The sequence below is a fragment of the Lysinibacillus sp. NPDC097868 genome (genome assembly GCF_044761135.1).
Taxonomy (GTDB): domain Bacteria; phylum Bacillota; class Bacilli; order Bacillales_A; family Planococcaceae; genus Lysinibacillus.
Map to the genome: position 1 here is coordinate 1,012,874 of NZ_JBIWBS010000001.1, position 24,144 is coordinate 1,037,017.

22 protein-coding genes are annotated in these 24,144 nt (G+C 38.0%); 20 read left to right on the top strand and 2 right to left on the bottom strand.

Features of this window, described 5'->3' with window-relative positions; genetic code table 11:
- Positions 1-164: 164 nt before the first annotated feature.
- Entirely contained in the window at positions 165-1,007 is an 843-nt protein-coding gene (locus ACIQXJ_RS04825) for a MerR family transcriptional regulator (RefSeq protein WP_403050280.1), read from the bottom strand.
- A 523-nt stretch (positions 1,008-1,530) separates the two neighbouring features.
- On the opposite strand from ACIQXJ_RS04825, the gene nusB reads away from it, so the two are divergent.
- From nusB to ACIQXJ_RS04900, 15 genes are all read left to right on the top strand, one after another.
- Complete coding sequence (gene nusB / locus ACIQXJ_RS04830; RefSeq protein WP_401010280.1) at positions 1,531-1,911, top strand: transcription antitermination factor NusB; 381 nt, start codon at positions 1,531-1,533, stop codon at positions 1,909-1,911.
- A gap of 34 nt (positions 1,912-1,945) precedes the next feature.
- Positions 1,946-2,809 (top strand): bifunctional methylenetetrahydrofolate dehydrogenase/methenyltetrahydrofolate cyclohydrolase FolD, encoded by an 864-nt coding sequence (folD, locus tag ACIQXJ_RS04835; protein ID WP_340823865.1) that lies wholly within the window; start codon positions 1,946-1,948, stop codon positions 2,807-2,809.
- Positions 2,810-3,196: 387 nt separating this feature from the next.
- Positions 3,197-4,549 carry an exodeoxyribonuclease VII large subunit gene (gene xseA, locus ACIQXJ_RS04840; RefSeq protein WP_403050283.1) on the top strand — a complete coding sequence of 451 codons (1,353 nt, stop codon included), beginning with the start codon at positions 3,197-3,199 and terminating at the stop codon, positions 4,547-4,549.
- A 2-nt stretch (positions 4,550-4,551) separates the two neighbouring features.
- Complete coding sequence (gene xseB / locus ACIQXJ_RS04845; protein ID WP_173479030.1) at positions 4,552-4,785, top strand: exodeoxyribonuclease VII small subunit; 234 nt, start codon at positions 4,552-4,554, stop codon at positions 4,783-4,785.
- 5 nt (positions 4,786-4,790) lie between these two features.
- Complete coding sequence (locus ACIQXJ_RS04850; RefSeq protein ID WP_403050286.1) at positions 4,791-5,672, top strand: polyprenyl synthetase family protein; 882 nt, start codon at positions 4,791-4,793, stop codon at positions 5,670-5,672.
- Between the two features lie 164 nt (positions 5,673-5,836).
- On the top strand, positions 5,837-7,738 hold the full coding sequence (gene dxs / locus ACIQXJ_RS04855) for a 1-deoxy-D-xylulose-5-phosphate synthase (protein WP_401010273.1): 1,902 nt from the start codon (positions 5,837-5,839) through the stop codon (positions 7,736-7,738).
- Positions 7,738-8,556, top strand: a complete 819-nt coding sequence (locus ACIQXJ_RS04860; protein WP_403050289.1) for a TlyA family RNA methyltransferase — start codon at positions 7,738-7,740, stop codon at positions 8,554-8,556. Before dxs ends, ACIQXJ_RS04860 begins: the two co-directional genes overlap by 1 nt.
- 101 nt (positions 8,557-8,657) lie before the next feature.
- Positions 8,658-9,107 (top strand): transcriptional regulator AhrC/ArgR, encoded by a 450-nt coding sequence (gene ahrC, locus ACIQXJ_RS04865; RefSeq protein WP_173479026.1) that lies wholly within the window; start codon positions 8,658-8,660, stop codon positions 9,105-9,107.
- 137 nt (positions 9,108-9,244) lie between these two features.
- On the top strand, positions 9,245-10,936 hold the full coding sequence (gene recN, locus ACIQXJ_RS04870; RefSeq protein ID WP_403050292.1) for a DNA repair protein RecN: 1,692 nt from the start codon (positions 9,245-9,247) through the stop codon (positions 10,934-10,936).
- Between the two features lie 127 nt (positions 10,937-11,063).
- Positions 11,064-12,011 carry a SpoIVB peptidase S55 domain-containing protein gene (locus ACIQXJ_RS04875; RefSeq protein ID WP_401010268.1) on the top strand — a complete coding sequence of 316 codons (948 nt, stop codon included), beginning with the start codon at positions 11,064-11,066 and terminating at the stop codon, positions 12,009-12,011.
- A gap of 362 nt (positions 12,012-12,373) precedes the next feature.
- Positions 12,374-13,165: a sporulation transcription factor Spo0A gene (gene spo0A / locus ACIQXJ_RS04880; protein WP_173479023.1), complete on the top strand. Its 792-nt coding sequence runs from the start codon at positions 12,374-12,376 to the stop codon at positions 13,163-13,165.
- 344 nt (positions 13,166-13,509) lie between these two features.
- Positions 13,510-13,887 carry a PH domain-containing protein gene (locus tag ACIQXJ_RS04885; protein ID WP_024361163.1) on the top strand — a complete coding sequence of 126 codons (378 nt, stop codon included), beginning with the start codon at positions 13,510-13,512 and terminating at the stop codon, positions 13,885-13,887.
- A 120-nt stretch (positions 13,888-14,007) separates the two neighbouring features.
- Entirely contained in the window at positions 14,008-14,214 is a 207-nt protein-coding gene (locus ACIQXJ_RS04890) for a hypothetical protein (protein ID WP_403050295.1), read from the top strand.
- 380 nt (positions 14,215-14,594) lie between these two features.
- Complete coding sequence (locus tag ACIQXJ_RS04895; protein ID WP_403050298.1) at positions 14,595-16,166, top strand: flagellar assembly protein A; 1,572 nt, start codon at positions 14,595-14,597, stop codon at positions 16,164-16,166.
- Positions 16,159-16,887 carry a glycerophosphodiester phosphodiesterase gene (locus ACIQXJ_RS04900; RefSeq protein WP_403050301.1) on the top strand — a complete coding sequence of 243 codons (729 nt, stop codon included), beginning with the start codon at positions 16,159-16,161 and terminating at the stop codon, positions 16,885-16,887. The genes ACIQXJ_RS04895 and ACIQXJ_RS04900 overlap by 8 nt, the downstream gene beginning before the upstream one ends.
- A 51-nt stretch (positions 16,888-16,938) precedes the next feature.
- Here ACIQXJ_RS04900 and ACIQXJ_RS04905 read toward each other — a convergent pair whose 3' ends face one another.
- Positions 16,939-17,175 carry a DUF2627 domain-containing protein gene (locus ACIQXJ_RS04905; protein ID WP_340823878.1) on the bottom strand — a complete coding sequence of 79 codons (237 nt, stop codon included), beginning with the start codon at positions 17,173-17,175 and terminating at the stop codon, positions 16,939-16,941.
- Between the two features lie 309 nt (positions 17,176-17,484).
- Here ACIQXJ_RS04905 and ACIQXJ_RS04910 point away from each other — a divergent pair, with 309 nt between their 5' ends.
- From ACIQXJ_RS04910 to ACIQXJ_RS04930, 5 genes are all read left to right on the top strand, one after another.
- Entirely contained in the window at positions 17,485-18,579 is a 1,095-nt protein-coding gene (locus tag ACIQXJ_RS04910) for a Leu/Phe/Val dehydrogenase (RefSeq protein ID WP_340823879.1), read from the top strand.
- 266 nt (positions 18,580-18,845) lie between these two features.
- Positions 18,846-20,273, top strand: coding sequence for a dihydrolipoyl dehydrogenase (lpdA, locus tag ACIQXJ_RS04915; RefSeq protein ID WP_403050304.1), 1,428 nt, complete (start codon positions 18,846-18,848; stop codon positions 20,271-20,273).
- Positions 20,274-20,515: 242 nt separating this feature from the next.
- Positions 20,516-21,532 (top strand): thiamine pyrophosphate-dependent dehydrogenase E1 component subunit alpha, encoded by a 1,017-nt coding sequence (locus ACIQXJ_RS04920; protein ID WP_403050307.1) that lies wholly within the window; start codon positions 20,516-20,518, stop codon positions 21,530-21,532.
- Positions 21,532-22,515, top strand: coding sequence for an alpha-ketoacid dehydrogenase subunit beta (locus tag ACIQXJ_RS04925; RefSeq protein ID WP_401010254.1), 984 nt, complete (start codon positions 21,532-21,534; stop codon positions 22,513-22,515). The genes ACIQXJ_RS04920 and ACIQXJ_RS04925 overlap by 1 nt, the downstream gene beginning before the upstream one ends.
- A gap of 197 nt (positions 22,516-22,712) precedes the next feature.
- Positions 22,713-24,047 carry a dihydrolipoamide acetyltransferase family protein gene (locus ACIQXJ_RS04930; RefSeq protein WP_403050310.1) on the top strand — a complete coding sequence of 445 codons (1,335 nt, stop codon included), beginning with the start codon at positions 22,713-22,715 and terminating at the stop codon, positions 24,045-24,047.
- Positions 24,048-24,144: the final 97 nt, after the last annotated feature.

Below are 24,144 nucleotides of genomic sequence, written 5' to 3' on the forward strand. Positions count from 1 at the left end.
AAACCCTATAGTAACTATAGGGTCAAAAGATTTGTTTTTATTTTTGTATTTATATTCAATGCGCTATTAGTGTGGAAGTAAAACGAAATAGTTATACCGCGTACATCAATTAAATTCCTGTTAAAAGAGGGGTTTGAGCGCTAGAAAGATTGCTAAATAAAAAACTATTCTAAAGCATTTTGTCTAATTTTTAATTCGACAATAAATTTCTTTTCACGCTCAGAAGAGATTGTTGCAGGCATATATAATTCATAAACAGTTGATTCAAATGATGCTTGTTGTGAATCTACATATTTTTTAAGCTTTTCATAAAAAGAGAAATACGTATCAGGGTGATAAATAAAAGCGATGCAAGCATATTTGCCTTCCTGTACAATCGTTTGTTTGACATTAGAAGAAAGTTTAGAAAAAGTTCGTTCAGTTAATAGTGGTGTAAATATTGCATCATAAATAATATCGTTTACATCTGTGTACTGAGCGAGCGGATAGATACATCCATAACGACTGTTTAAAACACTTCCTTCATTTTCAATAATTTTTGTTAATGTTCCATAGTACGTATTGGTGCTAGATGTTGGTGTAAGTTCAGTCGTAGTGACCTGTAAAATTGGCATTTCTTCCTCAAATCGCGTATATACCTCTCCGAAGATAGGAATTTCAATTTGCTCTTGCATCTGTTTTTTCGTTTTCAAAAGGGTATATTTCACTTCGTTGAGTCGTGAAATTTTTTCTTCTAAACGTTGTTCTTGTTGTTCTAAAAAGGCAAGTAGCTCTTCAGATGTCAGCATAAGTGCCTTTTTAATGTCTTCAAGCGAAGTGCCGATATATTTTAGCGATTTAATTATATCCAAATAAAAAATCTGACTATCTTTATAGTAGCGGTAATTGCTAGCGGAATCCGTATAAGCAGGTTTAAACAAATCTATTTGGTCATAATATCGGAGTGTCTGCACAGAGTGATTTGCTAATTTTGCGACCTCACCAATAGTATAATAATGTTCTTTCATAGTTAGCCTCCACTAGAGAATAATGTTGCATTTGCTTTAGTTTATTGATTTACGAAGATGACAAAAGTTATGTTGGATATATTATAGATCTTTTTGACCTGTATCAATTATATAATTTTATGTAGGATCTAATAAGAAGGAAGTCAATAATTATGATGGATAATGTAGACACAGTTTTAAGTATTTTCGGCTGAAAATTAAAATGGTTTAGTCACGTGGTACAATGTTTCAAAGTTTCAACGATTGCTTTCACCGTGTAAAAGAAATTTCGGGAAATCTAAGATTGACTACGATTTTGGGGAACTTTAAAAGGTGTTTTTCCGTATAACTAATTGATAGATTTATCAAAGGAAAAATAAAGGTAGCATTTCTTTTTTAAAATATCAAGAAAGTTGAAAGTAAAAATAAGTAGAAAGTTGCTTGAAAAAGGTTTCAGATTATTGAAAACTTGCTTGAATTCGTGTTTCTCGTATGAATTTATGCTATTATAAACCTTAATGCCACTTAAGAAGGAGAGCTTTACATGAAACGACATGAAGCACGTGAAAAAGCGTTGCAAGTTTTGTTTCAGCTAGACAATACTGATCTTACAGTCGAAGAAGCAAAAGAACATATTAAAGGTCAACCAACAAATGCTTTCTACGAAAAGATTGTAAATGGAACAGCTGAACATTTAGAGGAAATTGATGCGGTATTATCGCAGCATCTAGAAAAGTGGTCACTTGCCCGTCTACCAAAAATTGAGAGAACAGTTTTAAGACTAGCTGTATACGAACTTTTATACATGCAAGAAACACCAAAAAGAGTAGTACTTAATGAAGCAATCGAGTTATGCAAAACATTTGGAGACGATGGATCGTCAAAATTTGTCAATGGCGTACTTTCTAAATTTACAGAACAATAAAAACGTGTTGAATTGGAAGGAGTAACTAAGGTTTATGTCAAGTGCAATTATTAATGGTAAAGAGATTGGTCAAGAAATTCGTAATTCAGTAGCAGAGCGCGTTGCTCGATTAAAAGAGCAAGGATTAACACCAGGCTTAGCAGTTGTTCTAGTTGGGGACAACCAAGCTTCGGCTACATATGTGAGAAATAAGCAAAAATCTTGTGAAGCAATCGGGATGTTTTCAGAGCTAATTAAGCTACCTGAGGAAACTACACAAGAAGAGCTTTTAGTGCAAATTGAATTATTAAATAATCGTGAAGATATTCATGGGATTTTAGTACAATTACCACTGCCAAAACATATTGATGAGAATATTGTTATAGCTACAATCGCTGTTGAAAAAGACGTTGATGGCTTCTCGCCTGTAAGCGTTGGGAAGATGATGCTTGGCCAGGAAACATTTTTACCATGTACACCATTTGGCGTGATGAAGCTTCTTGAATATTCAGGAATTGAAATCGCAGGTAAGCATGCAGTAATTGTTGGTAGAAGTCATATCGTTGGCAAACCAATGGGCCAACTATTATTACAAAAAGATGCAACAGTGACATATACACATTCAAAAACACCGGATTTACCTTCATTCACAAAACAAGCGGATATTTTAATTGCAGCGGTTGGTCGTGCTAATTTTATTACAAAAGAGCATGTTAAAGAAGGGGCTGTTGTTATTGATGTCGGTATTAACCGTGATGAAAACAACAAACTATGCGGAGATGTAAACTTTACAGAGGTTGATGGTATTGCATCTCACATTACACCGGTTCCAGGCGGTGTAGGACCGATGACAATCACAATGTTACTCTTCAACACAGTGCAAGCGGCAGAAATAAAACTTGCAAATAAAATGAAGTAATAAATTGAATAGAATCTTTCGTTTGCTTAGAGAGCCATCTCAGTACTTTTGAGGTGGCTCTCTTTTTGCAAAGTACATAGTTGGCGTGTTTCAATAAGAGAAATTTCGACAGAGCAAATTGAATCGTCGGTAAAATAAAGCTAATCGCCGATAGAACGATTCAAACCGCTGATTAACCAAAGTCAATTGCTGAAAAACAGACACATAGTAGCGACTTTAATACGCGCCAAGATGGGAATAAATATGTTACAGTATAGTTTTCAAGTAGTCTGAAAGATAGTCGTTTTTTCTAGTGAAACTGTATTTTCTCACGTCATGCGCAATAAAAAATGTTATGATAAGTGTAGTTTTGTGAAAAACTTGATTTTAGTAAAGGAGCCGAAAATTATGTCATCAGCTTCTTATTTAACTGTAAAAGCGTTAACGAAATATATTAAACGAAAATTTGATGCAGATCCACATCTACGTGAAGTTTATGTCAAAGGTGAATTATCAAATGTTAAAATCCACCAATCTGGGCATATTTACTTTACTTTAAAAGATGATGGGGCACGTATTGCTGCAACGATGTTTAAAACCGCAGCAACAAAATTAGCGTTCGAGCCAAAAGATGGCATGCAGGTATTTATCCGAGGGGATGTAAACGTTTACGAAGGCTATGGTACATATCAATTATATGTGCAGGAAATGCAGCCGGATGGTATCGGTAGCTTGTTTGTTGCCTTTAACCAGCTGAAAGAACAGCTTCAAAAAGAAGGGCTTTTTAAACCTGAATGGAAGCAACCAATTCCAAAGTTTCCTGAAAAAATAGGTGTCTTAACATCCACTACTGGCGCTGCCATTCGTGATATTTGTACAACATTAAAACGCCGTTATCCACTAGCGGAAATCATTATTTATCCAACCCTTGTACAAGGAGCACAAGCTGCACCGAGCATAGTACAAAATATTGAACGTGCTAATCAAGATGCTTTTTGTGATGTATTGTTAGTTGGACGGGGTGGAGGATCAATTGAAGATTTATGGGCGTTTAATGAAGAAGTTGTTGCACGTGCCATATTTGAAAGTCGGATTCCAATTATTAGCGCAGTGGGGCATGAAACGGATACAACGATTGCAGATTTTGTGGCAGATTTGCGTGCTCCAACTCCTACTGCAGCAGCAGAAATGGCTGTTCCTGATCAACAGGAGTTATATCAACGCGTACTGACGCAAAAATCACAGCTTCACCAAATTGTGAGGGCGCAACTAATATCAGAACGACAACGTCTAAATAAGCTACAGCAGTCTTACCCTTTATCGATGCCAGATAGATTGTATCGTCCATTTACAGAACGATTAGCACAGCTTGAGACGACGTTACAAAAAGCAATGCAAGTTGATCTAATGAAAAAAGAAGCTAAGCTTCAAAAATTGCATAGCGCTGTGGAGCAGCAATCACCGAAAAAAGCACTTGTTTTTCATCAAAGAGAGCTGGAACAACGTGTTCAGCAGTTAACACGTTCGGCTTCACAGTATGTGACCAAGCAAAAACAACAATTTGAGGCGTCTGTGCGAACACTTGAAGCTTTAAATCCACTTGCTATTTTAACTAGAGGATTTACAGTAGCCTACAAAGATGACAAAGTGTTGAAATCGTCTACTGACTTAAAGCGGCAGGATCAACTAACACTGTCCTTCCACGATGGGAAAGTAATTGCCGAAGTGACAAATGTCTTGCCAAATAATAAGGAGGAATAGAAATGGCGAAAAAGCAACAAACCTTCGCAGAAGCAATGACGGCACTTGAAGAAATAGTCCGCCAATTAGAACAAGGTGATGTACCATTAGAAAATGCGATTGATTTATATAAACAAGGCATGGAGCTTTCGCAATTTTGCCATAGTAAACTACAGCATGCCGAAGAACAATTAATTTCAATTGTCCAAGAGACAGGTGAAACAACAGCATTTGATCCGCTAAAGGGAGAGAACTAGTTAAAATGAACGAACAATTAAAACATTTTATTCAAAGCAACACACCACAAGTAGAAGCTGAAATGTTTGCACTTGTTGAAAAAATTGACGCACCGACCAATTTAAAGGAGTCGATGCTATATTCATTAAAAGCAGGAGGCAAGCGTATTCGCCCACTGTTTGTATTAGCAGTTTTAGAACTATACGGTAAAGACATAAAAGCAGGGCTTACAGTCGGTGCCGTTATTGAAATGATTCATACGTATTCTTTAATCCACGATGACCTACCAAGCATGGACAACGATGATTTCCGTCGTGGTAAGCCGACCAATCATAAAGTATTTGGAGAGGCACTAGCAACACTTGCAGGTGATGCATTAAATACACTTGCCTTTGGCATTTTAGCACGCATGGAGCTTTCTGCAGAGCAACGAATTGAACTTGTAAATCTTCTAAGCGTCGCGGCTGGTGCTGAAGGGATGGTTGGCGGTCAAGTATTGGATATGGAAGGTGAGCAACGTCAGCTTAACCTAACTGAACTAGAGCATGTTCATGTCAATAAGACGGGTGCACTATTAAGATTTAGTATTGAATCAGGTGCAGTTCTAGCCAATGTATCACAAGAAGATCGAGCTACTTTAAAGGAATATGCGCATCACATCGGCCTTGCCTTCCAAATTCAAGACGATATTTTAGATATAGAAGGAACTACGGAGGAATTAGGCAAAACTGCAGGTAAGGATGTTGCTAGTGATAAAAGCACATACCCTGCATTATTAACCTTAACGGGAGCTAAAGAAAAACTTGCTGACCATTATCAGCTCGCAATAGCAGCGCTTGATAAGTTACAAGTAGATGTAAGCTTACTGCGTGAGTTTGCGTCCTATATTGTTCATCGTAAAAACTAAGAGAAAAAATGGGCTTTACAGGTCAAGAATATGCTAGAATAGGTTGGGACGTTTGCCAATAGGCAAACAAAAAAGTGTTCGTACTGTTAGCATATGGATAACACTGTTATAATGGTGGAAACACGATTGCGGTGAATAATTTATTGAAAAGGTGTGTGAGAAAGGTGGATTTAAACAACATTTCTAGTCCATCCTTTTTAAAAAACTTAGATAAGAGAGGGCTTGAACAGCTTGCAAAAGAGATTCGAACTTTCTTAATTGAAAAATGTTCTGTCACAGGTGGTCATATCGGACCGAACCTAGGTGTTGTGGAGCTTACACTTATGCTTCATAAAATGTTTGACAGTCCAAAAGATAAGTTTTTATGGGATGTTGGCCACCAAGCTTACGTGCATAAAATTTTGACAGGTCGTGCGAGTCAATTTGACACATTACGTCAGTTCAAAGGGCTTTGTGGTTTTCCAAAGCTTGTGGAGAGCGAACATGATGAATGGGAAACAGGTCATAGCTCGACATCGTTGTCAGCAGCCATGGGTATGGCAGCAGCACGTGATATAAAAAACGAAAAAAACTTCGTCGTACCGATTATTGGGGACGGTGCTTTAACAGGCGGTATGGCGCTTGAAGCTTTAAATCATATTGGGCATGCAAAAACAAACATGATTGTCATTTTAAATGATAATGAAATGTCCATTGCTCCGAACGTTGGAGCATTACACAGCATCTTAGGACGCTTGCGTACTGCTAAAGAATATTCAAAAGCAAAAGAAGAACTAGAATCGTTAATCAATAAAATTCCTGTTCTAGGTGGCAAGCTTGCTTCTACTGCAGAGAGATTAAAGGACAGTTTGAAATACCTAGTGGTTTCTGGTGTCTTTTTTGAGGAATTAGGTTTTAAATATTTAGGTCCTATTGATGGGCACGACTTTGAAGCGCTTGAAACAACATTATCATATGCTAAAAAAGTAAAAGGTCCAGTTCTTGTTCATGTCATTACGAAAAAAGGTAAAGGCTACAAACCAGCTGAAGACGATACAATCGGCAACTGGCACGGAACAGGTCCATATAAAATGGAGACTGGTGCATTTGTAAAATCAGAGACAAAAGGTCCTGCTTGGAGCAGTTTAATCGCTGAAACAGTGCGTAAAATTGCGCATGAAGATGAACGAGTTGTTACAATCACACCTGCAATGCCTGTTGGCTCAAAATTACAGGGCATTCAAAAAGATTTTCCTAAACGCTTTTTTGATGTGGGCATAGCTGAACAACATGCTGCAACAATGGCTGCAGGTCTTGCTACTCAAAAAATGAAGCCGTTTTTAGCAATTTACTCAACATTTTTACAACGTGCTTATGACCAAGTACTTCATGACATTGCGCGTCCAAATTTGAATGTTTTTATCGGGATTGACCGTGCTGGCTTAGTTGGTGCAGATGGCGAAACACATCAAGGCGTCTTTGATATTGCATTCCTTCGTCATATTCCAAACATGACGATTATGATGCCAAAGGATGAAAATGAAGGTCAGCATATGGTGAAAACAGCCATTGATTATAATGGAGGTCCAATTGCTCTTCGCTATCCACGAGGAAATGGGATAGGTGTCCCGTTGGATGATGAGCTTATGGCTTTACCAATTGGAAGCTGGGAAGTATTACGTGAGGGGAAAGAAGCTACCATTTTAACATTCGGTACAACGATTCCTATGGCAATGGAAGCAGCACAAATGCTAGCTCAAAAAGGCATAGAAATCGAAGTAGTGAATGCACGTTTTATTAAGCCAATGGATGAGGATATGCTTCATCGCATATTTACTAGCAATAAGCCAGTGCTAACGATTGAAGAGGCAGTATTACAAGGTGGCTTTGGTAGTGGTGTATTAGAATTTGCACATGACCATAGTTATTTAAATGCAATAATCGATCGAATGGGCATACCTGATCAATTTATCGAGCATGGAAATGTAGACCAACTGCTTGAGGAAATTCATATGACAGCAGAAGATACAGTGGCACGCATGCAAGTGTTACTACAACAAAAACAGCAAGTAGGTTTAAACAAATAATGACAAAACAACCGAAAGAACGTGTAGACATTTTACTTGTTGAGCGTGGACTATGTGAAACACGTGAGAAGGCAAAAAGATCCATTATGGCAGGTCTTGTCTTTTCCAACGAGATACGTATTGACAAAGCAGGAGAGAAGATCGCAATCGATGCTCCGCTACAAGTAAAAGGTTCTGATTTAAAATATGTGAGCCGTGGTGGCTTGAAGTTAGAAAAAGCTTTACAAATTTTTGATATGTCTGTAGAAGGGAAGCTGATGCTTGACATCGGCTCTTCTACAGGTGGGTTTACAGACTGCGCCTTACAAAATGGGGCTAAACATTGTTATGCCCTCGATGTAGGTTCGAATCAGTTAGCATGGAAAATTCGTTCTGATGATCGTGTAACGGTTATGGAAAAAACAAATTTTCGTTACACAACAGCTGCTGATTTAACAAAAGGCTTACCAGAGTTTGCAACAATTGATGTTAGTTTTATCTCTTTATCATTGATTTTACCAGTACTAAAAACGGTATTAATGCCAGGTGGCGATGTAATGGCACTTGTTAAACCTCAGTTTGAAGCAGGTAAAGAAAATGTAGGTAAAAAAGGCATTGTCCGTGATAAAAAGGTACATCTCGATGTTTTAGAAAAAACAGCTGCTATGGCAACGAAAGTTGGCTTTGTGGTGAAAGATGCTTCTTATTCTCCGATTACAGGTGGGGAAGGAAATATTGAATTTTTATTCCATCTAGTGAATCCAATTGCTGATGAAGTGATCCCGCCATATACAGCTTTTAATGCACTCGTCGAAGAAGCGCATAGTGCACTAAAATAACACGTGCTCAGTAAGTAGAGCCGTGTTTTTTCTTGTGCTTTTATGCTGGAGATGGTAGTGTAATTATACAAATATTTAACTATTTATAAGAGGTGAATGATATGAATAAAGGACAAAGACATATACGTATTCGAGATATTATTGCGAATCACGAAATCGAAACGCAAGATGATTTAGTCGATTTTTTAAAGGATGCGGGCTATAATGTGACACAAGCAACCGTTTCGCGAGATATTAAAGAACTGCACTTAGTTAAAGTGCCTTTGCAGGATGGACGCTATAAATATAGCTTACCCGCAGACCAACGTTTCAATCCAGTTCAAAAATTACATCGTGCGCTAGCTGATGCTTTTGTAAGCATTGATGGTGCATCGCATTTTTTAGTCATGAAAGCACTTCCGGGTAATGCAAATGCAATTGCTTCATTACTTGATCATTTGGATTGGCCAGAAATTTTAGGTACAATTTCTGGAGATGATACAATTTTAATTATTTGTCGCGATGAAGGTGAACGAGAAAATACAAAAAATCGCTTATTAGACATGTTATAAAACTGTAACTATAATCGAACGAATTTGATTGCTACCAGATGCTTGGTTTTTCCCGTTATTGTTGTCGAGATGGGTATTTTTGCATCTGTTAGTGCGAATTTCAATAGCAGTTGAATTTAATTCAGAGGTGACATTTTGTGTTAAGAGAGCTTAGTATTCGAAATTTTGCCATCATTGAGGATTTAACGGTTAGTTTTTCAGATGGTCTAACTGTGCTAACAGGAGAAACCGGTGCTGGGAAATCCATAATTATTGATGCGGTACATTTACTTGCTGGTGGTAGAGGCAATTCGGAATTTATTCGTCATGGTGCTAAAAAAGCTGAGTTAGGTGGGCTATTTCAAATTTCAAGTACTGCACATCCTGTATATAAGAAGCTAGAGGAAGCAGGCATTGAAATAGAAGAGGATTCCATTATTTTGCGTCGGGACCTAAATGATTCTGGCAAAAGTGTATGTCGGGTTAATGGCAAATTAGTGCCTTTATCGGTTTTACGTGACATTGGAGCAAGTCTTATAGATATTCATGGACAACATGAAAACCAAGAACTTATGGATGAAAAGCAACATATTCATTTACTCGATCAATTCGCAGAAGAGCAACTATCACCAATTCTTGAACAATACAGTAAACAATATAACGAATATCGTGCATTGAAAAAAGAATTAGCTACAATTTCTATAGATGAGCAGTTAATGGCCCAGCGCATTGATTTGTATCAGTTCCAAATGAAAGAACTAGAGGATGCAAATTTAAAGCTAGGTGAAGAAGATGAGCTTCTTGATGAACGTCGCCGTCTTATGAATTTTAATAAAATTTTTGAACGTTCCAGTGCGGCTTATGAAGCGATTCAGGGTGAAACAAAGGGTCTTGATTGGATAGGCACAGCCATGGGAGCACTAGATGATGCTGCGCTGATTGACGAGCAGTTTAAAGAGGCTTCAGAGTCGGTAACAACAGCCTTTTACGCATTGCAGGATGCAGCATATCAAGTAAAAAATGTTTTAGATGAGCTAGAATTTGATCCAGCACGTTTAAATGAAGTAGAGCAACGTCTGGCGCTGTTCCAAAACTTAAAGCGTAAATATGGCTCAACAGTCGAGGAAATGATTGCCTATTACGAAAAAATTAAAACAGAGCTAAGCGAGCTTTTAAATCGCGATGAAATTTTACAAGTAAAAGAACGTAAAGTACATGAGATGGAAGTCATATTAGGTGAGCTTGCTGAAGAACTTTCACATGTTCGAAAAAAAGCGGCAAATGACTTAAGTGAAGCCATCATGGCAGAGCTCCGTGAATTACATATGGAAAAAGCAAAATTTATCGTAAATTTTGATGTTTTACCTTATTTTGATGTAAATGGTAAAGATCAAGTTGTTTTTTATATTTCAACGAACGTTGGTGAACCACCAAAATCTTTACCGAAAATTGCTTCTGGTGGAGAACTATCACGTATGATGTTAGCATTAAAAACGATTTTTTCTTCTTCAAATGGTGTTACCTCCATTATTTTTGATGAAGTGGATACCGGAGTAAGTGGTCGTGTGGCGCAAGCAATTGCAGAAAAAATTGCAGCCATTTCTGTTAATTCACAAGTGTTGTGTATTTCGCATCTTCCACAAGTGGCAGCAATGGCCGACCATCATTACTTTATTAAAAAAGAGGTTGAACATGATCGCACATATACATCATTAGCTGAAATCGATACCCATGCACGTATTGAGGAAGTGAGCAGAATGATGTCAGGTGCAGAAATTACCGAATTAACTTTACAGCATGCGACAGAATTGTTAAAAATGGCTAACGAACGAAAAAAACAAATGCGTTAATTTTTTGAGGAATCCAGAGGCAGGTCAACTGTTTCTGGGTTTTTTTCATTTTGCGCAAATATTTACCGCTTATAAGAACGGTACAACAACACATAGTATAAAGACAAAATTCAAAAGGAGGTGTCGTATGAATCGTCGTTGGCGTCAATTTGTCATTTTGCCTATGCTCATCGTTTTGTTATTTATGCCCATACAGGCTTTTGCGGCCAAAAAATTAATACCGATGGGCGAAGCAATTGGAATTCAGCTTCAGTTATCACATGTCTTTGTTGCTCATGATGTGTTGTTAGCTTCCAATCAATGGATGAAAGGAGGCGCTGTTATTGAAAAAATAAATGATACAACAGTAAAAACACTCGCTGAGGCCAAGCAAGCAATTGCTCGACAAGGGCAACAAAAATGGACGATAAAAAGTGAAGGAAAAGAAGTAACAGTTGACTTACAAGAACAAGAAGCAGAACATGTCATCTCTTTTTTAAAGGATGAAACAGATGGAGTAGGGACATTGACATACATTGATCCAGAGACACAAAATTACGGAGCGTTAGGCCATCAAATTGTTGATTCAACTCTTCAAGAAGCACCTGTCTTCAGAGCAGGCTCCATTTTCTTAGCATCCATCCAGCAAATCCGTAAAAGCCTACCTGGTCAACCAGGCTATAAAATATCCTCAATTGAAAAACATCAGGAACGATTAGGTAGTATTGATAAAAATACGGTATATGGAATTTTTGGCCGTTGGGAAGATAGTTATCAACAAAGATTGCCAAAAGCCATCGAAATTATGCATGCAAAAGATATAAAATTGGGACATGCTGAAATTTACACAGCTATTGAAGGCAGTAAAGTCGAAACATTTTCCATTGAAATTACAAAAGTAGAAAATGAACGGCTTGAATTTATTGTCTCTGACGAAAAGCTCATTGAAAAAACAGGTGGAATTTTACAAGGCATGAGTGGTAGTCCAATCATACAGGACGGGCGTTTCGTTGGTGCTGTCACACATATGTTTGTAGAAGAGCCCAAAAAAGGGGCAGCTATTACAGTGGCTGAAATGTTAAGAAAATCATCATGAATGGAATGGGGCTGCCTCTGGTAGCTCCGTTCGTTCTTTCTTGAAAAAAATAGGTTAAACTAGCTCTTTCCCTAAGTATTTCATGCTTATTACTGAACACTTTAGCGATACTTAAAAAAAAGTGTAGTTTTATCTCAGTTTTTTCACTAAAATAAGTGGTAAGAGCATTCGACAATTTGCTGTTAAGTATCGTAACTTGTCGATAAAAAAAGAAAGTATCGGACTACATACTCATTTTTGGAAATAGAAAAGGTTTTTAAAGCAAAAATGTCGAAAATTCCACAGTGTGTCAAAATAGACATTAGGGGTAAAAGGTTTTGTGCTTTGAACAGTCAAAGCAAAGTCCAGAAGGAGGAATTGAAATGACAAAGGTAAAAGTGGCGATAGCAGATGATAATCGTGAATTATTAAAAACAATGGAGCAGTATTTTCAAGGTCATCCCGAAATTGAAATAATTGCAACTGCCTCAAACGGGAAAGTATGTCTTCAAATGCTTGAAGAGTTTTCTCCTGATATTTTATTGCTGGATATTATTATGCCTCATTTAGATGGGTTAGCTGTTTTAGAGGCGATGTATCAAAATGATCGAATGTCTTCAATACAAGTCATCATGCTAACTGCATTTGGTCAAGAAGATGTGATGAAACAAGCGGTGGATTTAGGGGCTTCTTATTTTATGCTAAAGCCGTTTGAATTCGACCAGCTCGTTCAAAAAATATTACATTGTGCTGGACAAAAGGCAGCTATACCTAAAAAGTCTAGTGTACTACAGCCGACAACTCCTCAAAAATTAAATCAGCATCAACTTGATAGCACCATTACAGCTATTATTAAAGAAATCGGAGTTCCAGCACATATTAAAGGTTACTCTTATTTACGTGAAGCTATACAAATGGTGTTTGAAGATATCGAGTTATTAGGATCTGTGACGAAAATTCTTTATCCTGAAATTGCAAAAAAATTCAATACAACACCATCACGTGTAGAACGTGCCATTCGTCATGCCATTGAAGTCGCATGGAATCGTGGCAATTATGAGTCTATTTCGTCGATGTTTGGCTACACAGTACATCATTTAAAGTCTAAACCAACAAATAGCGAATTCATTGCCATGATTGCGGACAAGATTCGTATTGATATGATGGCGAGCTAACTGTTTTAAGGGCATTTGGCTTAATGGGGAATTGGACCTTCCATCTATTATAGATAACGCTTATATAGCGAATCGTAACGCCTTTTTTAGACAGTTTGCGTCGACTGTTTGAGGGGGCGTATTTTTTATGTGTTAATGTATATTTATAGATAAAACGGTCGTAAATGGATAAGTTGTAAAGAAAATGGAGTTATGCTCGAAGTTTATGGAAAGTCCTAACTATTCAATAATTGGCTATGTAGTTAGTTGCGTTGTAATCGATTCTATTAATACTTTAGTCTTTAATATTGTAGTAAAATGTAAGATATACTATATAAAGGTTGAATAAATGGAGGGGAACATAAATGGGGCTTTTTGATGGATTGATGGGGAATGCAAGCGAAGTGAATTTAGATAAATTACAGGAAGAAATGAAAGAGATTTTAATACCGAATGAGACAATTCAAAATGCTTATAAAATTATTAGAGATACATTTATCTTTACGAATAAGCGACTGATTTTAATTGATAAACAAGGCGTAACTGGTAAGAAAACGGAATATCATTCTATTCCATATAAGAATATTCTACATTTTTCAGTTGAAACGGCAGGGACATTTGATTTAGATGCAGAGCTGAAAATTTGGGTTTCAGGTAGTCAGCTACCAATTCAGAAAAATTTCAATAAATCCACTAACATCTACAAAGTTCAAAGTGTATTAGCAGAATACGTGTTAGGATAGTATGCAATTTTGACGGTTAACAGTATTTAAGCTGTTAATCGTTTTTATTTGCATTAACTTGTCTGGACGTAATTACGCGGAGATGTAATTGATGCGATATAATCTAACGGGGTGATAGAAATGAAAAGTGTAAACTTTCAACTTGACCATCATAATTCATTAGAATTAACACAAATAGATGATCAGTTATTTGAGGTACGACTTGAAATGAATGGCCGTATTAGTATTTATTATATGACGCGCGATCAACTGGGCTCTGATGACCGAATTGAAACCATGCAAAAACGATTAGTTAGTGACTTTTTTCCGGATAATAAATCAATCTAACCTAATTAACATGAACATTGCATTTATAGCTCTGCCAGTCTAACGCCTCTTTAAGTAGGGGCGTTTTTTAGTAGGCAAGACCTAAAACAGTAAATTGGAGCTAAGTGGATATAGCCATTTACTTTTTTATTTGCTTTTATTGCGGATGACCTAAAATGCTACTGTGATTATATACATTAATGGCATTTGCACTTTTGAAATGAAGGAAAAGGTGTTTTTTTATAGGATATATCGTCTATTTTTTAGAGGAAAAACGTATGAGCTATATGTAGGACTTACTGATAAAGTAGGGGTATTTTCTTTATGAGTAGTGACAATTGTCTCTAAACAAATGTAAATAGATTGTATATACTTACATATAGAGGGAAGGAGGAGGTAGCGTGATTCTAGTTCGAAATGATAACTTCGAAATATCTGAAGAAAACGGAAAGGTATTTATGCTTACATACAGTGCGGGATTTCCATTAAAAGAATTTGATGGTATCTTACGTAGTCATCCACGACTAAAGTTATCAAATTTTTCTATATTAAAAACTGTACTAGCAACAGAAAGCACAAGTCCTGTTGAAATTGGACGCTGGCTTCCAAATATTGAAGCTGAAATTGCACGAGATAAAATGTCTGCCTCTATATTTATATATGAAACACATGATTATATTCAAAAGAATAAAGAGAAATTAACAGAACAAATTACAGACACACTAGCGAGCCAAGGGATAATCTATGGCATTTTAGAGTTTGATATTTTAAAAATTGAGCCAGGAAAAGCATTTTTAATTGCCCAAGGAACGCCACCTATCGCAGGCATAGATGCACAAATTACATACTTACCAAAACCAGAGAGAAAACCTGTCATTCGTGAAGATGGGAAAGCTGATTACTATGACATGAATTTTATTTCAGAAATTTCTGAAGGTTCTTGGCTTGGGGAGAAAATTCCTGCAACGTTGGGCAAGCCTGGTCAAAATGTACTTGGTGAAATTATCGAGGCAACACCAGGTCGTGATTTTCCAATTCGATACGATAAAAAGTCTGCCTATGAAGTAGAAGAAGACGATAAAATTGTCATTCGTTCCAAAATTGCTGGCGTGTTAGACGACGTCAAAGGTATGATTGGTGTTAACCGACATTTACCAATACATGGAGATGTGGGCGTTGAGACAGGCAATTTAGAATTCAATGGCTCTTTAAGTATTAAAGGAACCGTTACAACAGGCTATACAGTTATTGCGACTGGAGATATATCAATCGAAGGAGCAGAAGGTGTAAGTGGCGCTAAACTGATTAAATCGATCGAAGGTGATGTTTACATTCGAGGAGGTATTTTTGGTTTGGGCTCAACACTTGTAGAAGCGGGTGGTAATATTTTCGTTAAGCACGTAAATGAAGCTAATTTAGTAGCAGACGATAGTATTCATATCGGCTTTTACTCGCTTGGATCCCAACTTACGGCGCATTCTATATATGTAGATGAGCGAAAAGGTAAAATTATCGGCGGGCGTGCTGTTGCTAAAAATACTATCGTCACAGCCATCTCCGGAAACCGACTAGAGCGTAGAACAGATTTAATCATTGAAAGTGTCAACAAACAAGAAAGTTATGCATTGATGCAAGGCAAAGCAACACAGCTAAAGCAACAGCAATCTGAAATTTCAGAACTTGAAGCGAAGATTACGAGTTTATTACCACTTCTTAAGCAAATGTCTACACAGCAAATTGCCTCATTTGAAGAAACAAAACAACGATTGTCAAAATTGAAGGCAGAAGCGGTTACAATGGATCGTGAAATTAAGTTAATGATGGACGAAATGCGTCACGCTGGAAAGGAAGAAATCATCGTAACAAAAGAAGCCTACCCAGGTACGTATATTCAAATTGGTAAGAAATCCTCGTTATTAAATAACATGACGAAGGGAAAATTTCTGCTTGAGTTCGGTGAGTTAAATGTATAAGGATTCTTTCATCCCTGTGTTTGCGCATCGAGGGGCGTCAGCTTATGCTCTCGAAAACAGTTTCAAGGCTTTTGAGAAAGCGTTAGAGCTAGGCGCAGATGGGATTGAATTAGATATTCAGCTATCAAAAGAAGGAACTCCAGTTGTCTACCACGATCCGCAGTTATCAAGATTAGTAGGCTCTAATAAACTGGTAAATGAATGCACGGTAGCGGAACTACAAAGTTTTAAATTAGGAAAGCCTTTAAGAAGATTTTTTTCAGCGTATCGAATTCCAACATTTGATGCAGTTTTAGCATGGGCACATAAACAACAGCTACCTCTTAATATCGAATTAAAATCGACCATTCTTGACAATAAGGATGCGCTCGTTCAAATGCTTCACGGACTTATATTACCTAAAGGCAGTCATTTTTCTTCATTCCATTATGAGCTTTTAGAGGTTGTGAAACGTCATGCGCCACAGTTTGAAACAGCTCTAATCGCTACTAAAAAATTGAAATGGGATTTGCTATGTGATTATAAGGCAATTGATTGTGTCCATATGCATAAAAGATATTATAAGCCCCGTTATTTAGAGGCTTGCGTAACTAGTTCTAAGACATGTCGCTTTTATGCGATTGACGGTAGTGAAAACTTTTTGACGAATCCACATTCATCAGTAATTGGGTGGATTACAGATTTTCCTGATAAAGTGATCACCGTTCAGCAACGTCAATAAAAATAGCTATCCAGTAAGTCAAGATGGAGTGACTTATTTGGATAGCTATTTTTATTTTTTTTGGAAGCGCGGAGCCACTTTTCCGTTTTTTCGATCGCGGTGTAATAAAAAGCCTGCGAAAAAGCCAAAGCCGACAACAAAGAAAATGATGCCAACAACAAATTGCAGCCATAAAAATGGAAAAGGTGAGATGAGCTTACCGAATAATGTATCACGCATAAATTTAATGCCACCTGCAGCCATTAGACCTGGAATAAGCATTACAATAAACGCAGCAAATCGAGCCATGCATGTCCCTCCTCATACCTAAATATAATTGTACCTGTGGATATGGGAATGTCAAGAAACCCTATGAATCTTAGAAGTCTGGGAAGAGAGAAGGAAGAAGTTCAAAAACTATTAACTGTAACTGAATTTTTAGAAAATTCTTACTTAGTAGGAAAAGTGTAATAATAGTTGCGAAATTGTGAATTTGTCAGTATTGTAAAATTAAATGGAGCGATAATATCCATTACAAAACATGTTTATCATTGTTTTTAAATTTGATTGGGATGGGCATTAGGGGTTGCACTTTCCAAAGCAAAGGGGCGAGTTTTCATGGAAATCTTCAAGTATATGGAAAAGTATGATTATGAACAATTGGTATTTTGCCAAGACGAAGCATCTGGGTTAAAAGCGATTATCGCTATCCATGACACAACACTTGGACCAGCATTAGGTGGTGCTCGTATGTGGACCTACGCGACAGAAGAGAATGCGATAGAGGATGCATTGAGACTAGCACGTGGGATGACATATAAAAACGCGGCTGCTGGTTTAAACCTTGGCGGTGGAAAAACGGTCATTATTGGGGACCCATTTAAAGATAAAAATGAAGAAATGTTCAGAGCTTTAGGGCGTTTCATCCAAGGGCTTAACGGTCGCTATATTACAGCTGAGGATGTTGGTACAACAGTAACAGATATGGATTTAATCCATGAAGAAACGAATTATGTTACAGGAATCTCACCAGCGTTCGGTTCATCAGGTAATCCGTCACCAGTAACTGCTTACGGTGTTTATCGTGGTATGAAAGCAGCTGCAAAAGAAGCATTTGGTACGGAGTCGCTAGAAGGTCGCACAATTTCGGTTCAAGGGCTGGGGAACGTTGCATACAAGCTTTGCGAGTACTTACATAACGAAGGTGCAAAACTTGTAGTAACTGATATTAATCAAGCTGCGATTGATCGTGTTGTCAATGATTTTGGTGCTAGAGCTGTAGCGCCAGAAGAAATCTATTCACAAGAAGTTGATATTTTCTCACCTTGTGCATTAGGCGCTATTTTAAATGACGAGACAATTCCGCAATTAAAAGCAAAAGTTATCGCTGGTTCTGCTAATAACCAATTACAGGATTCACGACATGGAGATTATTTACATGAGCTAGGTATTGTCTATGCTCCTGATTATGTTATTAATGCGGGTGGCGTTATAAATGTTGCTGATGAATTATACGGCTATAATCGTGAACGTGCGATGAAACGTGTAGATGGGATATACGATAGCATTGAAAAAATCTTTGAAATTTCAAAACGAGATGGCATTCCTACTTATGTAGCAGCTAATCGTTTAGCAGAAGAACGCATTGCTCGTGTATCGAAATCACGTAGCCAGTTTTTAAAAAATGAAAAAAATATTTTGAACGGTCGTTAACAACGTCTATTCGTTAAAAGAAGTCGCCTAGTCGACTTCTTCTCTTTAAATAATGGTAAATAAAGAATATTACTATATATAAATAGTCACAAGAAAAGATAACGCAGTAACTTCAAGTGAACGTAATAAGGTGCACCTTTCATTTCAATATTTCTATGTATAGAAATATTTGACTGTGGCGATACAGCTATTTCCTCGATGGATTTCACTGTCACACATGTTGGATAGAAGGGCTTTAGCACTTTTCTCATAAGGAGGAATAAAATATGGCTCAAAATTATGATGTTGTTATTTTAGGGGGAGGGACAGGAGGCTACGTAGCAGCAATTCGTGCAGCACAATTAGGCTTGAAAACAGCTATTGTGGAACGTGAACGACTTGGTGGTACCTGTCTACATAAAGGCTGTATTCCTAGTAAGGCGTTACTTCGCAGTGCAGAAGTGTATCGTATGGCCAATAAAACTGCAAGTGAATTTGGTGTAGACGTTTCAGGGGTTACATTGCAATTCAATAAAGTGCAAGCACGCAAGCAAGCAATTGTAGAGCAATTAAGCCAAGGTGTGAATACACTGATGAAAAAAGGCAAGATTGATGTATATGAAGGAACGGGAAGAATTTTAGGTCCATCTATTTTCTCACCAATGCCAGGAACGATTTCTGTCGAGATGCTTAATGGAGAAGAAAATGAAATGCTTGTTCCGACCAATGTTGTCATTGCAACAGGTTCGAAACCTAGAGGAATGGCAGGGTTAACAGTGGATGGCAAATACGTCATGAATTCTGATCACGCTTTGCAAATGGAGGAATTGCCAACGTCATTACTAATTGTCGGTGGCGGTGTAATAGGTATTGAGTGGGCATCGATGCTTTGTGATTTTGGGGTGTCTGTAACAGTAGTTGAATATGGCCCATCAATTTTACCAGCAGAAGATGCTGATGTCGTAAAAGAAGTTACGAAGCAGCTTGAAAGTCGTGGCGTACGCATTGTAACGAATGCACGACTAGATACAGATACATTCAAAATAGAAAATGATAACGTTTTCATTTCTGCTAAGCTTCAGGATAAGGAAGAAAGTTTTATGGCAGATAAATTGTTGCTATGTGTAGGACGCGAAGCAAACATCCATGGTATCGGTTTAGAAAACACAGATATTGAAATAGACAACGGCTTTATCAAAGTAGGCGATTCTTATCAAACGAAGGAATCACATATGTATGCTATTGGAGATGTTATAGGTGGTTTACAATTAGCACATGTTGCATCTCATGAAGGTTTGTGTGCTATTGAACATATTGCGACTGGAAAAATAGCACCGCTAGATGTTTTGAAGGTACCGAAATGTGTTTATTCCTTCCCAGAAGTAGCTAGTATTGGTTTAACGGAAAGTGCTGCCCGTGAGCAAGGATACACATTAAAGGTAGGCAAGTTCCCATTTAAAGCTATAGGTAAAGCGCTTGTCAATGGAGATTCTGATGGCTTTGTAAAAATAATAGCAGATGAAGAAACAGATGATATTTTGGGTATTCATATGGTAGGACCGCATGTGACGGATTTAATTGGAGAAGCATCATTAGCAAAATTATTAGACGCAACTCCTTGGGAAATTAGTCAGGCAATCCATCCACACCCATCACTAAATGAAGTATTAGTAGAATCTGCCCTAGCTGTTGATAAGCGGGCTATTCATTTTTAACTTAGATATAGCAGCAGTCATCCACTTCTAGTAGTGGGCGATGCATGCAAACCTACTTGAATACAATAGGGGTTCAAATCCCTGTTGATCCAAGTTAACAGTCGCTTTTCGAGTAGGCTCGAAAAAAATCGGACACAATGATGCCGAGGCGTGAAAATACTGTCATAAATTAAATACTAGAGTAGCTTGTGCAAGTATTGCAGGTGCTTTAGCATTTTTTCTAATGCGAAAGGGGTGTTCATATGCAAGACGTTCAAATAAAACATGAAGATTTAGGTTTATCGACTGAAGATGTCCTTGCTATGTTCGAAACGATGTTAATGGCAAGAAGACTAGATGAGCGCATGTGGCTATTAAACCGTTCAGGTAAAATTCCATTTGTTATTTCTTGTCAAGGACAGGAGGCAGCTCAAGTTGGAGCAGCCTTTGCATTAAATAAGGATATAGATTATATTGCACCGTATTACCGAGATATGGGTGTTGTATTGCATTTTGGAATGACGCCAAAAGAGTTAATGTTATCAGCTTTTGCAAAGGCTGAAGACCCGAATTCGGGCGGTCGCCAAATGCCTGGGCACTTCGGGCAAAAGAAAAATCGAATTTTGACTGGTTCTTCGCCAGTGACAACACAAGTTCCACATGCTGTAGGTGTGGCGCTTGCAGGACGTTTGCAAAAAGAGGATTTTATTACCTTTGTCACATTAGGAGAAGGCTCTTCTAACCAAGGTGATTTTCATGAAGGGGCGAATTTTGCAGGTGTGCATAAGTTACCAGTAATCATAATGGTAGAAAATAATCAATATGCCATTTCAGTGCCAGTAGAACGCCAGTTAGGTTGTGCAAAAGTATCCGATCGTGGTATTGGCTATGGTATGCCAGGAGTAACAGTTGATGGTAAATGTCCATTACAGGTTTATAAAGTTGTTAAAGAGGCAGCAGAACGTGCTCGTAGCGGTGCTGGTCCAAGTCTAATAGAAACGGTGACATTCCGTTTAACTGCCCATTCTTCTGATGATGATGATCGTCAATATCGAACTGCTGAAGATATTGCAGAAGGCAAAGCGAAGGATCCGATTGTATCATTCGAGAAGTATTTACAAGATGCTGGAATTATGACTGAATCTCTTCGAAAAGAGATAGAAGAGCGTGTCATGGCTGAGGTGAATGAAGCAACGGATTATGCAGAAGCAGCTCCGTATGCCCAACCAGAGGAAGCCTTGAAATACGTATATGCACCAGTGGACGGAGGTGACATGTAATGGCAGTTATGTCTTATATTGATGCGATTACATTAGCGATGAAGGAAGAAATGGAACGAGATGACCGCGTTTTCATCTTAGGAGAGGATGTTGGTCGTAAAGGTGGCGTTTTTAAAGCAACTACTGGTCTTTACGAGCAATTTGGTGAGTATCGTGTGTTAGATACACCACTTGCTGAAAGTGCTATTGCAGGGGTCGGTATTGGTGCTGCAATGTATGGGATGCGCCCAATTGCTGAAATGCAGTTTGCAGACTTTATTATGCCGGCTGTGAACCAAATCGTATCCGAGGCTGCGAAAATCCGCTATCGTTCTAATAATGACTGGACTTGTCCAATTGTAGTGCGTGCTCCTTTCGGTGGTGGAATTCACGGCGCACTTTATCATTCACAATCGGTTGAAGCACTTTTTGCTGGAACGCCAGGTTTGAAAATTGTCATTCCTTCTACACCATATGATGCAAAAGGCTTGCTAAAAGCAGCGATTCGAGATGAAGATCCTGTATTATTTTTTGAACATAAGCGTGCATATCGACTAATTAAGGGTGAAGTCCCATTAGACGATTATACATTACCAATAGGCAAAGCAGATGTTAAACGCGAAGGTGAAGACGTTACAGTGATAACGTATGGTTTAGCAGTTCATTTCGCTTTACAAGCAGCAGAGCGTTTAGCAGCAGATGGTATTTCAACCCATATTTTAGATTTGCGTACAGTGTATCCGTTAGATAAAGATGCAATCATTGAAGCGGCAAGTAAAACAGGCAAAGTATTACTAGTTACAGAAGATAATAAAGAAGGTAGCATTATTAGTGAGGTAGCAGCCATAATTGCAGAGAATTGCTTATTTGATCTTGATGCGCCTATTCAACGATTAGCTGGTCCAGATGTACCTGCAATGCCATATGCTCCGACGATGGAAAAGTTTTTCATGATAAATCCTGAAAAAGTAGAACGTGCTTTGCGAGATTTAGCTGCTTTTTAACTTAGACAGATGAATCTCCTATATCTTTGGAGATAAATACTTAATTGTAATCTCTTTTTGAGTAAGCGTTAGGGGCGCTTACTCAAAAAAAGCTAAAGCCTCCGGCGGTAGTCACAGATTTGAAACTAGCTTGCTTTGTAAACGCAAAATCTTGGCTAAGGTTACTACCGAGGCGTAATTGATGGGAGGAATAGATAATGGCGATTCAAAACATTACGATGCCACAGCTCGGTGAAAGCGTAACAGAAGGTACAATCGAAAAATGGCTCGTGCAACCAGGTGATACAGTAAAAAAATATGATCCATTAGCAGAAGTTGTGACAGATAAAGTAAATGCAGAAATCCCATCCTCTTTTGAAGGGGTAATTACAGAGCTACTTGCTGAGGAAGGGCAGACGTTACCTGTTGGAGCGGTTGTTTGTTCAATCGAAATAGCCGGTGACAGTGAGTTACCTGAAGCTCCACCTGCGAAAAAATCAACAGTAAGTTCAGCGATTCTCAATGCTGGTATTCAGAAAAAACAAGAGACACCAAAGGAAACTCCTGTTGCAATTTCATCAGAAAAACCAGTAAGACAGCAAAAAGCGCGCTACTCACCAGCCGTACTTAGACTAGCACAAGAACATGATATAGCACTCGAGCAAGTTGTTGGTACAGGAGAGGGTGGACGTATTACACGAAAAGACCTTCAACAATTAATTGATGCTGGCAATGTACCGACTGCAAAGGATGCACCATCTTCTGGGCCAGTTGCCGCTGTTAGTAACGAACAGGTCACTACATCAGAACCAGCTGCAAAACCAGCAGTATCTGTGCAAGAGACACAAGCGGGGGATATTGAAATACCGGTTACAAATGTGCGTCGTGCCATTGCTAATAACATGGTGCGTAGTGCACAAGAAGTGCCACATGCTTGGATGATGATGGAAGTTGATGTAACGGAATTAGTTGCTTACCGAGATAGCATTAAGACGGAATTTAAACAAAAAGAAGGGTTTAATATTACCTACTTTGCGTTCTTTGTAAAGGCTGTTGCACAAGCACTTAAAGAGTTCCCAATGATGAATTCTATGTGGGCGGGAGACAAAATTATCCAAAAGCATGACATAAATATTTCTATTGCAGTAGCAACAGATGATGCACTTTTTGTCCCTGTTATAAAACACGCTGATGAAAAATCAATTAAAGGGATAGCTAAAGAGATTCATGAGCTTGCTCAAAAAGTTCGCGCAGGCAAATTGACAATGGACAATATTAAAGGTGGTACGTTTACGGTTAATAATACGGGTGCTTTCGGCTCTATGCAGTCAATGGGTATTATTAATTACCCGCAAGCTGCTATTCTTCAAGTGGAAAGTATTGTAAAAAAACCAGTCGTTTTACCTGGCGGTATGTTTGCGGCACGCGATATCGTAAATTTATGTTTATCTTTAGATCATCGCGTACTAGATGGATTAGTTTGTGGTAAATTCCTAAATAGAGTAAAAGAAATACTCGAAAATACAAATAAATCTTCGACGTCAGTCTACTGATGACTTGTCGGAAACCTGTTGTATAACGGTTTCCGATTTTTTTTTGCTTTTCGAGTAGCAAATTGTCATGTAGAATAACAAATAGAAACTACTAAGG